Here is a 12,846-nt window from a genome sequence, read left to right as displayed (position 1 = left end):
AAACGGCTTTTGAATACGAAGAAATCGGTCTGGAAAACACGCAATTTGAAGTGATTGCGGCTGAAGATATTAAGGATCCAGCAGGCGATATAGTGTATAAACAAGATGAAAAAGTTGATACGATCACTACAGATCAAACCGGTGTTGCCTTAACCAAAGATCTTCCTTTTGGAAAATATATTCTAAAAGAAGTGCAGGCTACTGTAGGCTATGTGCAAAATAAAGATCCAATTGAAGTAGAGCTGCAGATTAGTGAAGATGGTCAAACCGTTGTTCAAAAGGACATTAAAAATGAGCGTGTCAAAATTGCGCTGGATTTAGAAAAAGTATCTGCTTCGACAAAGAAACCTCTTCAAAATGCATTGTATGGTTTGTATCTTAAAGAAGATTTAAATGGAGTAGATGGCATTGTTCTTCCAAAAGATACTTTAGTTGAAACAAGTTATTCAAATGAAGATGGAAAAATTGTCTTTGATGGTGATTTTCCTCTCGCATTGTATGAATTAAAGGAAATTGAACCATGCCCTGGTTATGCACTAAATACTGAAATTATTGAAATTGATGCAAGAAATCCAAAAGATACGGATACGATTCATATAGAGAAGGTTTTAGAAAATGATTTTAATACGATATCTATATGTGTAAATAAAGTCGATCAAAATAACAATGTGATCAAAAATAACCGTTTTGAATTTGGTTTGTATAAAGATAAAGAATGTAAAGAGCTGATTGAATCAAAAATTAACGAAGATAATGCAGGTTATGTTCAATTTAATGATCTTGATGTAGGTACATACTACATCAAAGAAATAACAGCACCAAACGGATATAAGTTATCCGATGAAGTTGTTTGTGTTCAAGTAAAAGAATATGGTCAAGTATTGATCAATGAAAAAGAAGTTAAAACTGATGAAGAGAGAGTGTATTCTTTATCATATAAGAATGAAAGAATACCTGAAATTCAAACAGGCTTACAAAACAATACAACATTGTTTGTTGCCTTGATTGCTATATCAGGAGCGACAATTTTGATCTATTTGGTTCGTAAATATAAGGCGTAAGTTTATCTTACGTCCTTTTTGTATGTTTTAGATTGCGATACTTGCAATTTTACTGAAAATAAACTAAACTTTCTTATATGAACGGTGCTGAAAAAAAACGTTCTTTTTTTAAAGACGCTGCTTATAACATAAAACGTACCATGGAATTAGATCCAGCTGCACATTCAAAATTAGAAGTATTTTGGTTATATCCCCATATCAAAGCTTTAGGTTTTCATCGTATAGCACATTGGTTTTGGGTTAGAAACCATACTTTTATTGCACGTTGGATTTCAAATATTGCTCGCAATTGGACGGGTATCGAAATTCATCCTGGAGCTACAATAGGCCGTGGATTGGTTATTGATCATGGCATGGGCGTTGTCATCGGAGAAACGGCTGTTATCGGCGATGACTGCCAGCTTTATCATGGCGTTACGTTAGGTGGAACAGGTTCTGTTCATGTTAAAAGACATCCCACTTTAGAAGATGGAGTTTATGTTGGTTCTGGGGCAAAATGCCTGGGTAATATAACGCTTCACAAAGGAGCTAAAGTAGGAGCCAATGCCGTTTTATTAAAAGATGTGCCGGCTTATGCAACGGCTGTTGGCGTTCCGGCTAGAATTATTGAAAAGAAGTAGTGAGGATTCTATGTGGAAATATCGTTGTAAAACGCATTTGTTATCGCTTCTAGGAGCATTTATCGCAGGATGTGTGGTAACAGCTATCTTTTTCTTTACAAATACTGAAACATATTTACAGATATTGCCTGCTGATGTATATAAGTTTATTTCTGAGAATATTTGGCTTACATGTGCAGCAGGAGGTTTATCTTTTGCCGGTGTCATTAATATCATCTTGATTGCTCAGATGTTGATGTCACTGTATAATCTAAATCCTTTTATCTTTATTATTTTGATCATGTTTGCCGCAGAACCTTTGGTAATTCTAGGAATTGTATTGGTCGTTCCAGCGATCATTGTTTGTATCTATGGTATGATCAGCTTGAATAAAGAACGTGGCAAAGAGATGAAAGCCCACAATTTTTCTCAAGATGAAGAACTTGTAAGAATGTATAAATTGCATCATAAATTGGATGAGAACGTTAAATCATTAGCTGAAAATTGTCGCAAGAATGTCAATAAGATGACATATCTATACATTTTAGGGATTGTCGCCTTGTTCTGTGTTTTATTCTTTATTCAGAATATCATGATTGCAACTCTGGCTTTTTTGTTCTATATGTTTTTATTCAATATATTGTTGCGGTATCGAGCTTCCTGCTTGATTCCAATGACTTCTCTATTATATGACAAGTGTGATCCTGAGGCTTGTGCTTCAGCAATTATCTACTATTCAACAAAGAACGGAAAAGTAAAGCTTAAATCTCAAACATTGTTTGCTCAATGTCTAATTTATTTAGATGATCCACAATTAGCTCAGGATATTTTGATCAATTATCCACGAAAAGATGCTGCGAGCTCTTTATCATACTGGTCTTTGATGGCAAATATTTATTATTTAATGAAAGATGAAGACGGATTGAACCGTTGCAAAGAAGAAGCTCAAAAAATTCAACTTGGTTTTGGTCAGACCGGTGTCATGATCCAAAATGAAGAATTGGCTTCTATTCAAAATAAAATCGATTTGATGAATGGAGAATTCAGCACTTGTAAGAAATATTATCTAGATTCGTTAAATAAAGCTCGTTTTACTTTCCAACAAGTTGATTCTTGTTATTACATCGCATTGATCTCATTTGTAGAACAGGATTATCCACTTGCGAATATGTATTTCGATCGAGTAATTAATTTAGGTAATAAAATGTGTTATGTTTCAAAAGCTAAACACTATCAGTCCAAGATGGAAAATATGAATCTTGATATCAATGAAGGCTAGAAAGCCTTCTTTTTTTATGCAATTTTTACATACCATATACCTAGGTATAAATTGATCAAAGTCGAAAACAAGATTTCACTTAGTGAAGTAACATGACCTAGTCCAAACAGAACTAAGGCGCAAATTGAAAATAATAAAAATAAATATTGAAGGTGTTTTTGTAAAGAAGTATCTACATAGCACGCAGGATCAAAATAAGCTTGAATCCATTCTAAAATAAATAAGAAGACAGCAGCTACAGCTATCCATACATGCAAATCATTGATCCAAAATACCAGTGTATCCGAGTAGGGAATAATACAGGATATGCACATAGCTAAACAGATGATCTTATGGAGATGCTTGTGATAATAAATACGATATTTATTCCAGATATGTTTAGAATAGAAATAAAATCCCAAAGCACTTGAAATGGCCCATAATACAAGATAGATGGTATGGCCTAATTGGTTTCCTATATAGCTTTGATTATCGTAAGATACATCGATCCAGAAGAAAGGAAGGATGTTTAATAACGGATTGATAATCAAAAAATGAAGATAAACGTAAGATTTTTTAAATTTCATGAAAAAATTTTACGTTTTTTTTGTCATTTTGTCCAATTGAAGTGTGATAGAAAATAGGAGCGCAAAAAAGGAGGTGTTTTGATGCAAGATTGGGTGGACGTAATCGAAAGAAATGATCAAAGAATGAAGTTGAGACTTAAATCGAACAAATTGTTGGATGTATCACTGTTTGAACGATTTGAACATGACGATCTATGTTTAAAATGTGTTTTAAATGATACCACTTCTGCAACGATAACTTATGTTATACAGGATTTTCTTTCTCTTGATGATTTTTTAGATCAATATACATTCAAAAAAGAAGAAGGATATACATTTTTAGAGAATCTTTTTACCAGTGCCGTTGCGGTCAATCGCAATAAACCAGTATTGGTAGATCCCGAGTTTATATTTGTGTCAAATGTTGGTGATCGATTTGCCTTTGTTGGCATTCCACTTGTGATTGATGAATGGTTGATACAAAAAGATGTATGGATCGAAATCGTAAAATATTTGATCAATCACTTTAAGAGTGAACATGCCTATGAAATCAATGGATTCTTGATCAAATTTGTAGAGTCATCTGAATTTTCATTGCCCAATCTCATTCTTGCAATTAAGGCTTTACATGATTCGTATTATCCTAAAAAGCTGTTTCACTTTAAACGCAATAACAGTTTCGTGTTAAAGCGTCCCTTAATACCTAATACGATCATCAAAGAGTGCGTACAAGAGTATGGTCACCTGCCACAAGAAGAAAAAACTCAATTAATAGGCTCATTTGATGAGTATAAGGCGTATTTAAGTGATGGGACGACAAATTATCCTTTGATAGGAGAAACAGTTCTTATAGGACGTTCTATGGCTTGTGATATTCGCATTGAATCTTTAGAGATATCTTTGAAACACGCAAAGCTGACTCGTGTCGATGATCGATGGTATATCCAGGATCTTAAAAGCAAGAACAAGACATATTTAAATGAAAAATTGGTCCAGCGAAAGATGCGATTAAAAGATGGCATGGTCATATCTTTTTCGCAGAAACAGTTTACCTTTCATGAAAAGTAATCATGATCTTGAATGATAGATATTTAATTCAGGAACAGATTCAAAAATCATCGTGGATCAATGTATATGTCGTAGAAGATCAGTTGACATCCAAGTTGTATATTGCCAAAGAAGTCTTAAAAGAGGCAAATCCAATCTTGATTCACCAGTTTCACGTTGAAGTTGATGTTTTAAGTCAACTTGAACACAAACACTTTCCTTCAATAATCGATGTGTTCGAAACGCGAAATAGTATGATCTTGATCGAAACCTACTTTAAAGGTATTGATCTGGGTCAATGGCTTTTAAAACATGACAAGATATCTCAAAAACTAAAGAAAAAGTGGATCTTAGATTGTATAGACATGTTACAACATATTCACGAAAAAGGATTTTTATATATCGATCTAAAGCCCGAAAACTTGATCATTGTGGATGAAGAAATTTATCTGATTGATTTCAATGCCTGTCTTGAAAAGACTTCTCATCAAGCAATCTTAGCTTCCAAGGTTAATATGGCTCCAGAATTTTTAGAAACAGGATATTTAGATCAGACCAGTGACATATATGGAATGGGAGGGATATTATTAGCATTATACTCACGTGGTCCTTGTAGAAAGCTTGCACAAAAATGTCGAGATACACTTCCTTCTAAACGTATTCGCTCAATGAAGCAATTAAAGCGATGCTTTCTGCTATGTTGTAGAGCTAAGTATATCTTAAGTATTATCATTTGTATTTTGTTGTCTGTCTTTCTATTTAGTTTACTTTTTAGATATACATTAGCTACTCCATTATCTAAATATCTAGATACTAAAAATTCATCAGATTTGATCAGTGCCTATCAATTCACGCTTAATCAGGCAGAGGGAACTTACCAACAAAAAGTTCAAGATACGCTTTATTTATGGATCGATAATGGCTGGATCTCAACATCTGTATTAGAGGATGAGAAAGTGGCTCGCTTTCTTTTGAAACAAGCTATTCAATCACAAAACATCTCCTGGTGCTCCTATATCTTAAACTTGTTGAATGATGATGTGAAAGATCAATTGATTGACTTGGTCTTGTTGACAAACGTCTATATTGAACAGACCCAGAACATTCAATATGAACACATCCATAGATTTTTGAATGATCTAAAGACAAAAACACTAAGTACATCGCAAAAAATGGAAAATATGTTTTTGATATTGAATGTCATCAATGAATGCGAAATTATTTTGAAACAACAGGATCTGGATATTCTGTATAAGCTTCAATCCAATCTGCCAGATCAACAAAATGAGATCTTACGTTCTTTGGCAAATGCGTATCTTTCTTATGGATTGATCATACAAGATGAAGATCTAGAATTTAAGATTCCTTCGTTTTATACAGAATTATTTAAAGATGATTTAGAAAAGTTAGAAATAATACAATTTTTAGGAGGATAAGTATGATTGAATATATGTTCTATTCTACGATCGCACTCTCGTATATCGAACTGGATAAAGATACATTAACCGAACCAGACGATGTCTATGTAACACTTGATTCTTCGATCGATATTGAGAAAAGCTCGTTTTGGTATCAAGGAGAAGAGATTCGACCACAAAATGGCAAGATCTTCTTTCATGTGTATGAAGAAGATGAGTCTATATTTCGCTATATTCTAAAAGATAGTAATGGAAATGTATTAGAAGATTCCAGTAAAACGATTACGCTGGATTCAATCAATCCTGAAATAGAAATAAAAGTGAATGATCATTTAATAGAGGATACTCTTTATCTTGTTGATAAAACACCATTATCCATTACTTGTACGGATACACATCTTGAGAACTTTGATGTTTATGTGGATGATGTGTTGATGGAAGAAGATGATCAACTTGAAGTTGAACCAGGTGCTAGACAAATTAAGATCGTTGCATCCGACAGTTTTGGACACGAGACGATTCGTTTGATTGATGTTAAAAGGATTAACGTTCCAGTCATTGACGTTAATCAAGATTATGATGCTTATACACTAGATCCATCTTTTCATTTTGATTTTAATGAAGTGATAAAAGAATCATTTTCCTTGATCATGTATGTGGACGGGATCAAGACTCGAGAATTCGATTGCAAAGATCTAGAAGAGTTAGAAATTAAATTGGATAAGACGGGAGATTATCTATTTCAGCTTGTCCTTCCACAAGCTTTGTATTTAAATTTTCAGATTGAGGATCACGATCAATATCTGATTCATTTTTCCAATGATGAATTGTATTTGAATATGATTCCTGATACATATCAAACAAATGAAACTGTGTTCGTGAATATGAATTGGAACCCTCGTTATGTAAAAAATACATATTTAGAAATATGGAATGGTCGATATTGGATTCGTCGTGATATTATTGATCAAATTGTTTTTGCTGCCATTCCAGGTCAAAGTATTCAATACTATGCTAGAGCTTATGTTGAGGATATGTTTTCTAGGAAAGTAGAGAAAGAAGTAAGTGTTTTGGTTGATTGCCAACCACCAGAAATCTCACTGCAGGGAAATGGACAGATCTTAAAAGAAAATGAATTAAATATCTTGGAAAAAGATACGATCATAGAATATTTATCCAGCGAAAAGACAAAAGTAACCATGAAGTTTAAGATCAATGATCAAGAAATGCAAAATATCACTTTAAATCAGGCCTTTTCACAACTAAAAAAAGACGATGTGCTGTATGTGGATATTCTCGCAAAAGATGAAGTAGGGAATCTGAGCAGTAAAACATATCTTATTAAAAAGGAACCAATTGTATTAACAAATCCAATCATAACAACATCTTATGAAACCTCCTCTTTTGATCCGTTTAATCAAGATATTGCTCATATTGATCATATTTGGAAAGTCGATGAGTCTAACAATTTGATTCAACATGAAACTGTTAAAAAAATCAATGATATGACCAAACCGACAATTCGTTTTATTCGTAAGAATGATAATACGATTCGAATCATCTTGATGAAGGGAGCCGAGTATTCAAATGATCGCTTTCAAAAAATCATGATCGATGATAAACCTATAGACTTATCGCTTTTAAAGAAAGATAAGTTTGGTAACTATTACTATGATCATGTTTCTCATACTTCGCATTGTACGATAAAAGCTATTGCGACAGATGCTTCTGGAAATAAGACCAGTTTGCAGGAAGAGTTTACCTTTTCGCTATATCAATGGCTCATTCCAGCTTGTTTGATTACTTTTGTGACATTATTAAGCTTGATCGTTTATCAAATTAGGAAACGTATTCATGGCTAGAATCTTTTTGGTTTTTGATTGTACTTGTTCTCATTATGAAATAAAAAATAAGTTATATATCAAAGATCTAAATTTTGAACTGAAAAAGAATATTTTGAATTTATCTTATCAAAAGGAAACATATCAACTTTTAGATCAAGAATCGATTCGTCTTGGACCATATGTTATTGTATTTGATTTAGCTAAAAAAGAAACATGGTTTTTATACCCTTTAGAAGATGAATGTTTGATTGGTCGTGATGATAGTTGTGATATATGCATCTTATCTTCAAAGGTATCTAAAAAACATTGTCGCCTTGTGCAAAATGAGGATCTATTTGTGATTCATGATCTGAATAGTACGAATGGGATCTTTGTGAATCGTAAAAGGATCAAAGAAAAAACATTACAGGGTGGAGATGAAATCATCATTTATGATGTTTTGATATATTTTGTCGAAGGGTATTTGGTAATTAATAAAAAACCAAAACATGAAGTAAATAAAGTAAGATCTCAATTCAAGAAGGATCAATCTTTGAGTTTGAAAAAAGGCCTATGTAGATTTCCGCAAGATATCAATTCTTTAACAGTACGTGTAGAGATGCCTATCATAAAAGAACCAATCAAAAAAGCAGGTGTTTTTGCAAGTATCGGTTCTTCGATTTTGATCTTGTTTTCTAGTTTATTATCTTGTATAGCTTTAAAACTGTTTTCTGATATCGCTCTTGAGAGCATATTTTCAACAATGTTTACAAGTTTATCAATGAGCGTAGCTTTCTTTGTGTATGGCTTGATCAATCGTCAACTCACCTATAAGTCCCAACAAAAGCGGAATAAAGATGAAGAGAAGCTGTATTTGGAATATTTAGAACAACTAAAAACAGAATTGGATGAATTCAAAGAAAAAACAGCGCATCAAATCATACAGGATCAAAAAATATTTACTGGTTTTTCAAAGAATTCTTTTGGGATTTATGAAAACAAGGAACTTTTGATGGCGATTGGTATGCAGAAAAACAATGTGATTGATTTTGAAAAACAAGATGCAAGTTATTTGTATAAGATGCAGACATTATTTAAAAAAAGAGAACAGTTTATCGCAGATTATGATGTTCAAATAAATAAGAACGTATATTTCAATGAATTTAATAAGCTTTGGATACAAAGGAAATGGGATCAATCAATCCTGGATATGATCATGATGCAATATAGCTGGTTAAATCTTAATCATTTTAGAAAGATCGTTTTTCTAGTTCATGAACGAAGTGAAGTGAAACGATATCTAGATCATCCAGCAATCATTAAAGACAAAAGGCGTCTTATTGCAACAAATTCAAAAGAAATCAAGGAACTAAGTTCCTTAATCAAGGGATTGCCTTATATCTATATCGTATCCAATGAAAAATTGATCGTAGATATTCCTTCGGAACATTTTTCTTTGATTTATATAGGAAATGAACCATCTATATATCCATATGATCGCATATACACAGATGATTTATTAACTATTGAATTTTCAAGAGATAAAATTCGCAGTTCAATAGAATATTTTTATCAAAATAAACCAACATATAGAGCTGATGATCTACATCCTGATTTTGAACATGATTCAGTTTGTTTAAAAGTGAAGATGGGATTGGATGACAATCAAGAAATCATAACAATTGATTTTTCCGAGAAAGCACATGGACCACACGCTCTGGTAGCGGGTACAACTGGTTCTGGAAAATCCCAATGGCTGTCTTATCTATTGATGATGTTGATCGTACAAAACTCACCAGAATACCTTCAATACATCTTGATTGATTTTAAAGGGGAAGCATTTGGACAAGCCTTTTTAAAGTTTGATCATTGTGCGGGTATTATCAGTAATCTTGAAGAAAACGCAATGAATCGCTTTGTCTTAAGTATGGAAAGTGAAATCAAGCAACGACAGCTGTTGTTGAAGAAAATGATGAGCGAGTATCCAACAAAATTAAGCCATATTGATGTATACAATGAAATTTATCAAGATAAAATTTCGCATTTATTTGTAATTGTGGATGAATTTGCCCAATTAAAATCTCGTTTTTCACAACATTTACATTCTTTGATTGAAATGGCACGAATTGGACGTTCTTTAGGCATTCATCTGATCTTATCGACACAAAAACCTTTAGGTATCGTTGATGATCAAATTTGGGCCAATGCCAATCTTAAAGTTTGTTTAAGAGTGAACAGCGAAACAGACAGTCGTGAAATTCTTCATAATGATCATGCATCCAAGTTGGTTGAACCTGGTGAATTTATCATGCAGGTTCAAGATGCAGAAAGAAAAGGAAAAGCTTTTTATCTATATGAAGAGATATCAAACAACAGAGATTTTACGATCGTAGATAGTATGGATCATGTTCTTTATTCTAAAAACGAAAAGAAAGAAACTTTATTTCAATATTTATCCAATCAATTGTTGAAACAGGCAAAAGGACACCATTGGATCGTGTGTCCTGATTTGAACACATACCAGAAACTTAATGAAGGCTTTCTATTGATTGACATGCCACAGAAACAAAGTCAAAGAATTTTTGATTTCAAGGATCCTTTTTTAATCTATACCAAAAATATAAATCAAATTATGCAGTCAATTTTATCTTGTATTCAAAGTAAGAATGTTTATCTAAAGGGATTTGATGTTTATAAAGAGTATGTTGATGAAGTATTGGATGAAATAGGTTTTTGTATTAAAAGTCCTCTATTAAAGGAGAATGACTTTTTGATCATCGATAACCTAGAAGATTTTAAGGAAGTAAAAGCACTGCAATGCATTGTAATCGTGATTATTGACCAGTTGAATTTTAAAGATATTTCATTGATCAAATCTTTTACAGAACGTATGGCATATCAGATCAATGATATCGAAAGTCTACGATATTTCTTTGATGGCTATCCAATTCATCAAAACACACAACATCCACAAATTCTATATGAACATGCGGTATATGAATGTGTCTTAAACAAGGGCCATCCTTTGAAGAAGAAAAATAAAAAACAAATCTTAAAACTAGAAAACTCAGATAGATTTTTATTGGGATTTGATGTTGAAACAAAAAGACCAGTGTTTCATAAAAACGATAAACAGATCTTGTTTTGTTACGAAAAAGTAGAGGCGATAGAAGTAATAGAAAGAATTTTGTCGCAATGGAAAAAATCAAATGATCAGCTGACCATTAGTAAACAATTAGATGAAACTGCAGATGTATATGTATTAAAGAGTTCTACGATGAATTTGGTTACGTTTGAGAAGATACAAAACAAAATGAATCTTGTATGGGTAGGAAATGACTTTATAGAAAAAGGATTTATGATCAAGAGAAAATTTCCGTTGTTTCAAGGAGAACTGTATTTTTGGCATGAGAATGAAGTATTCAATGTTAGAGAGGTAAGACAAAATGGAGTTGATTCATATTAAAGTTTTTAATCAAGAAAAAGCGTATGACGTATGGATCGAAGAAGACTGCAAGGTCAATGACTTTATTGAAGATGTCATTCAGTTGTGGTTTAAAGAACAATATGCCTATGAACATTTCCTCTATCACATTGATGAAAAAAAGATATTGATTTCTCATTTAAGCTTTAAGGAAAATCATGTAATACATTCAGATCAATTGATCTTATTTTGAAGAAAGGAATAGACAAATGCAGATAAGAGTAGATTATGAACAAGTTCATCAAAGTGCATCCATGATCAAACAAAAGGCTGCACAATATGATGAAACGATACAAAAGATATATTCACGTATGTATCAAATGCAAAGTGTATGGCAGGGAAGGGACAATCAAGCCTTTATCGATAAGCTTGAACAGTTTAAACCTCAATTAAATCGTATGACAGAGATAATTGAACAGTATGCTTTGTATTTGCAGAAGAGCGCTGATAATTATCAAGCTTTGTTGCAGGACAGGATTATGAAAGCTAAGAATTTAGCATAGAAAGGGTATTTATGAATAATGTACAAATTTCAAGTGATGATGTTTTACAATATGCAAATCAATTAAGCATGATGGAGCAGGAAATACTACAAATTTTCCAGGAAATTAAAGCGAAAATGACGTATGTAGAAACAATTTGGTCATCGCCTGCCTCAAAGAATTTGATGAATCAATTTCAACGTATGTATCCTGTTTTTGATCAATACGTGCAGGCTTTGGGTGAATATGCTCTATATCTAAATCAGACGGCATCCAGCTATGCAGAAAATGAAGCTAATTTGACAGCGGCAATGAGTGCAAATGGATAGTTCATTGATGTATTATCAAAATTTGAAACAGTCTTTGAATGCTTTGAAAAGTAAAATTGCAGATACTGTAAGTGATATCAATGAAAGAAGTTATGTGCTTCAAGCTATCGATGAATTGTGTTTGTTATGTGATCAACAGATTCAGGAGATAAACATACATGTTCATCAACACAGATAGCTATCGTATGTTAGGTTTGCGATTTCAAGCTTTAAGAAATGATTCGATTCACGGAAATTATTCCAGGCAAATTTTGATTCAAAACAAATTAAAGGCATTACAGTCTTATTTTATAGAGACTGCCAATCTATTTGAAGAACACGAAAGTGGAAATACCAGTTTGTTTACAAATGGACAGCTTAGGACCTCACACTATGAAAATATTAATATTCCAGCCATATTAACGAAACAAGATAAAAAGTCGTATTTTGGTTTTGGTGCGCAATACAATATCAAGGAAGCCACTCTTGGTTATCATAATGATTTAATTGATGCCAGTTTACGCATGAACATAGGAGATGCCAAAGCAAATGTGGATGCTGAATTCTCATTGTGGAAAGATAAAAAATGGAATCCTAGATTTGAAGCGGAACTGGATGCAGATGTTGCATTAGCCAGTGCCAATCTTCAGGCTAAAGTAGGCGGTTCTAAGTTAAATGCGACTGTAGATGCAAGAGGAGCTGTAGGAGCCTTGTATGCAGATGCTACCTGCGTTTTATCGATGGAAGAACAAACAATCAAGGCAGGTGTTGGAGCCTGCGCGCTTAGAGGGGAAGCAAGT

At 32.9% G+C, this 12,846-nt stretch carries 13 protein-coding genes; 12 read left to right on the top strand and 1 reads right to left on the bottom strand.

Annotated elements, in window-relative coordinates:
• The 3 genes from HMPREF0367_RS10535 to HMPREF0367_RS05420 all read left to right on the top strand — a co-directional run.
• The coding region (locus tag HMPREF0367_RS10535; protein ID WP_035401989.1) for an MSCRAMM family protein at positions 1 to 1,061 on the top strand (1,061 nt) is incomplete at its 5' end.
• A gap of 77 nt (positions 1,062 to 1,138) precedes the next feature.
• Positions 1,139 to 1,681, top strand: coding sequence for a serine O-acetyltransferase (gene cysE, locus HMPREF0367_RS05425; RefSeq protein ID WP_022355594.1), 543 nt, complete (start codon positions 1,139 to 1,141; stop codon positions 1,679 to 1,681).
• A gap of 10 nt (positions 1,682 to 1,691) precedes the next feature.
• Positions 1,692 to 2,939 carry a hypothetical protein gene (locus HMPREF0367_RS05420; RefSeq protein WP_035401988.1) on the top strand — a complete coding sequence of 416 codons (1,248 nt, stop codon included), beginning with the start codon at positions 1,692 to 1,694 and terminating at the stop codon, positions 2,937 to 2,939.
• A 14-nt stretch (positions 2,940 to 2,953) separates the two neighbouring features.
• Here HMPREF0367_RS05420 and HMPREF0367_RS05415 read toward each other — a convergent pair whose 3' ends face one another.
• Positions 2,954 to 3,505 carry a hypothetical protein gene (locus HMPREF0367_RS05415; RefSeq protein WP_035401986.1) on the bottom strand — a complete coding sequence of 184 codons (552 nt, stop codon included), beginning with the start codon at positions 3,503 to 3,505 and terminating at the stop codon, positions 2,954 to 2,956.
• A gap of 81 nt (positions 3,506 to 3,586) precedes the next feature.
• Here HMPREF0367_RS05415 and HMPREF0367_RS10045 point away from each other — a divergent pair, with 81 nt between their 5' ends.
• From HMPREF0367_RS10045 to HMPREF0367_RS05370, 9 genes are all read left to right on the top strand, one after another.
• Positions 3,587 to 4,552 carry an FHA domain-containing protein gene (locus HMPREF0367_RS10045; RefSeq protein WP_051335192.1) on the top strand — a complete coding sequence of 322 codons (966 nt, stop codon included), beginning with the start codon at positions 3,587 to 3,589 and terminating at the stop codon, positions 4,550 to 4,552.
• An 8-nt stretch (positions 4,553 to 4,560) separates the two neighbouring features.
• Entirely contained in the window at positions 4,561 to 5,967 is a 1,407-nt protein-coding gene (locus HMPREF0367_RS05405; protein ID WP_162606924.1) for a protein kinase family protein, read from the top strand.
• Between the two features lie 2 nt (positions 5,968 to 5,969).
• Positions 5,970 to 7,811 (top strand): hypothetical protein, encoded by a 1,842-nt coding sequence (locus HMPREF0367_RS05400; RefSeq protein ID WP_035401983.1) that lies wholly within the window; start codon positions 5,970 to 5,972, stop codon positions 7,809 to 7,811.
• Positions 7,804 to 11,238, top strand: a complete 3,435-nt coding sequence (locus HMPREF0367_RS05395) for an FHA domain-containing protein (RefSeq protein WP_035401981.1) — start codon at positions 7,804 to 7,806, stop codon at positions 11,236 to 11,238. Before HMPREF0367_RS05400 ends, HMPREF0367_RS05395 begins: the two co-directional genes overlap by 8 nt.
• The gene (locus tag HMPREF0367_RS05390) at positions 11,219 to 11,449 is read left to right on the top strand and encodes a hypothetical protein (RefSeq protein ID WP_035401978.1); all 231 of its coding nucleotides are present in this window, start codon (positions 11,219 to 11,221) and stop codon (positions 11,447 to 11,449) included. Before HMPREF0367_RS05395 ends, HMPREF0367_RS05390 begins: the two co-directional genes overlap by 20 nt.
• A 16-nt stretch (positions 11,450 to 11,465) precedes the next feature.
• Complete coding sequence (locus tag HMPREF0367_RS05385; protein ID WP_035401976.1) at positions 11,466 to 11,759, top strand: WXG100 family type VII secretion target; 294 nt, start codon at positions 11,466 to 11,468, stop codon at positions 11,757 to 11,759.
• A gap of 11 nt (positions 11,760 to 11,770) precedes the next feature.
• A complete protein-coding gene (locus HMPREF0367_RS05380; protein WP_015535839.1) occupies positions 11,771 to 12,067 on the top strand; it encodes a WXG100 family type VII secretion target in 297 nt (98 codons plus the stop codon).
• On the top strand, positions 12,060 to 12,245 hold the full coding sequence (locus tag HMPREF0367_RS05375) for a prefoldin domain-containing protein (RefSeq protein WP_035401973.1): 186 nt from the start codon (positions 12,060 to 12,062) through the stop codon (positions 12,243 to 12,245). The genes HMPREF0367_RS05380 and HMPREF0367_RS05375 overlap by 8 nt, the downstream gene beginning before the upstream one ends.
• The coding region (locus HMPREF0367_RS05370) for a hypothetical protein (protein ID WP_035401970.1) at positions 12,226 to 12,846 on the top strand (621 nt) is incomplete at its 3' end. The genes HMPREF0367_RS05375 and HMPREF0367_RS05370, both read left to right, overlap by 20 nt.

It is taken from the genome of Faecalitalea cylindroides ATCC 27803, assembly GCF_000469305.1.
In the GTDB taxonomy this organism is placed as follows: Bacteria; Bacillota_I; Bacilli_A; order Erysipelotrichales; family Erysipelotrichaceae; genus Faecalitalea; species Faecalitalea cylindroides.
This window is presented reverse-complemented; position numbering and strand designations above follow the sequence as displayed.

Bases quoted from the DNA above. Each gene is read 5' to 3' on its own strand.
- HMPREF0367_RS05395 (WP_035401981.1), top strand. From the start codon at position 7,804: ATGGCTAGAATCTTTTTGGTTTTTGATTGTACTTGTTCTCATTATGAA.
- HMPREF0367_RS10045 (WP_051335192.1), top strand. From the start codon at position 3,587: ATGCAAGATTGGGTGGACGTAATCGAAAGAAATGATCAAAGAATGAAG.
- HMPREF0367_RS05375 (WP_035401973.1), top strand. From the start codon at position 12,060: ATGGATAGTTCATTGATGTATTATCAAAATTTGAAACAGTCTTTGAAT.
- cysE (WP_022355594.1), top strand. From the start codon at position 1,139: ATGAACGGTGCTGAAAAAAAACGTTCTTTTTTTAAAGACGCTGCTTAT.
- HMPREF0367_RS05400 (WP_035401983.1), top strand. From the start codon at position 5,970: ATGATTGAATATATGTTCTATTCTACGATCGCACTCTCGTATATCGAA.
- HMPREF0367_RS05385 (WP_035401976.1), top strand. From the start codon at position 11,466: ATGCAGATAAGAGTAGATTATGAACAAGTTCATCAAAGTGCATCCATG.
- HMPREF0367_RS05415 (WP_035401986.1), bottom strand. From the start codon at position 3,505: ATGAAATTTAAAAAATCTTACGTTTATCTTCATTTTTTGATTATCAAT.
- HMPREF0367_RS05420 (WP_035401988.1), top strand. From the start codon at position 1,692: ATGTGGAAATATCGTTGTAAAACGCATTTGTTATCGCTTCTAGGAGCA.
- HMPREF0367_RS05380 (WP_015535839.1), top strand. From the start codon at position 11,771: ATGAATAATGTACAAATTTCAAGTGATGATGTTTTACAATATGCAAAT.
- HMPREF0367_RS05390 (WP_035401978.1), top strand. From the start codon at position 11,219: ATGGAGTTGATTCATATTAAAGTTTTTAATCAAGAAAAAGCGTATGAC.